Below are 1,895 nucleotides of genomic sequence, written 5' to 3' on the forward strand. Positions count from 1 at the left end.
GCATGCCAACTACTAATAACAATCTCTTTTCGTTTAGATTTATAGGCGTCTAAATATTTGGGATTATCAGCCAAGAGTTTTTTAATTTCTTCGTAAGTTGGTTCGCTAAAAGTTCCTTCAAATTGATCTTCAAATTTATCAGACCGAGCCATAAACATTCTGTTAGAAAGTAATAAGTCTAAAAATTTTGAAAGATCTAAATACTTCCAAACAATGGTTTCGTCTTGCGGAATTTGAAGTTTTTGGTTTTCTTGGAACATTTATTTAGGTTAAAAAGTGATAAAGTTATATAGTTAAAAGGTGATATTAAATAGTGCGAATCTGACCCGAGCTTGCGAATTGTACAAAGTAAAACAAGTTCTGAGTGATTGTTATGACAAAAACAAACATTAAGCTGCTATATTATAATTAATTTTGTAACTCGTTTGATTTTTGATAACTGCAGCAATTCTTAATGCTATTTTATTTCTAACAGCATTTAATATACTCATGCTATGTTTTCCTTCTTCCTTTTTTCGGTTGTAATATGTTTTAAATTCTTGATTGTATCTAATAACTGACAAAGCGCATAAATGCAATAGCTTTTTAAGATCTTTATTTGCCATACGATGAACCCTAGTTCTTCCTCTCACGCTTATTCCACTACTATGTTCAAATGGAGCCACGCCGGCATAACAAGCCAGCTGTTTGCCACTTGGTTTTCCTGCAAAATTAGCTGTACAGGCAATTAAATAAGTTGCTGTAACAGGGCCAACCCCAGGTATACCTATTAACAAGTTATAGTTTTGCTGGAAAGCCGTGTTTTCTGTAACAATTTTCTTTATTTGGTTTTCTACATTTTTGATTGATTTAACAAGTCCATCAATGGCTGATTTTAGTGAGTGTACTATCAATTTATGATGTGATTTTTGCATTACATTACTCAATTCTTTGATTGAAACACGTAGGCTACTAACTTGTTTTAGCAATTTTGTTCTAGTTGTAATTAAATCCTTTAATAGCAGTAAATCAGAATCTAAGGCCGGTGATTCTTTTAACGTATCGGCTTCTTTAAAGGCATAATTACACAAACGGATACTATCTATTTTATCATTTTTACCTCGTGCTATTCCAAAACTCCACTTTATATGAGCCGCATTTCCAATATGAATAGGAAGCTGCTTTTTACTACAGAATGACCATATTAAACGATGGTAAATCCCCGTGTTTTCTATAACTACAATACTGTTTTTATTAAAACTTACTTTTTTTGCTTTTAACCATTTCTCAAATAGTTTTATACCCAAGGTTGTATTTTCAAACCTTTCACTCTCAACAGGTTGCTTTACGTGATCTACAACAGTCATTAAAGAGACATCAAAATAGGGTTTTGAAACATCTATACCAATATAAAATTTAGGCTCTGCATTCATTCTTTTATTTTTTATATTTGTAAAGATTACCTATGTTTTTACCCCATCGATCCAAGTCCTTAATAATGGGTTTTGCCCTAATTGTTATATGGTCACTAAGGGAAAAAATCGGTAGTGGATTGTATCACTCCATAGGCATAAAAACCTTGACAAAATAATTAATGCGCCACTACCGATTTAGGTAATTATTATAAATAATTAGTAATTCTAATTTAATTACTTTTCTTTAATTTTTATCATTACAAATCTAAAGGACAAGTTCTTTGACTTCTTAAGGGCTAACCATTTACTAATCATCCCAAAAAGAAGTTATCACAAAACTACTAATTCGTATCATCGTTTTAAAAAACATAAAAATTTGATTAAAGATTATCAATACAAAAAGCCTAATAATGTTTGGGTATCAGACATAACTTACTTGGGAAACAGAGAAAACCCATCCTATTTAAGTCTTATAACAGATGCTTATTCTAAGAAAATCGT

Annotated in this window: 1 protein-coding gene and 1 pseudogene; both read right to left on the reverse strand. The window is 31.0% G+C overall.

Annotated features, from left to right (window positions below):
* Positions 1–260, reverse strand: a pseudogene (locus VNJ50_RS01375) (hypothetical protein); the annotation flags it as partial.
* A 129-nt stretch (positions 261–389) separates the two neighbouring features.
* A complete protein-coding gene (locus VNJ50_RS01380; RefSeq protein WP_325578332.1) occupies positions 390–1,412 on the reverse strand; it encodes an IS110 family transposase in 1,023 nt (340 codons plus the stop codon).
* Positions 1,413–1,895: the final 483 nt, after the last annotated feature.

The organism is Gelidibacter sp. (genome assembly GCF_035577925.1).
GTDB lineage: Bacteria > Bacteroidota > Bacteroidia > Flavobacteriales > Flavobacteriaceae > Gelidibacter.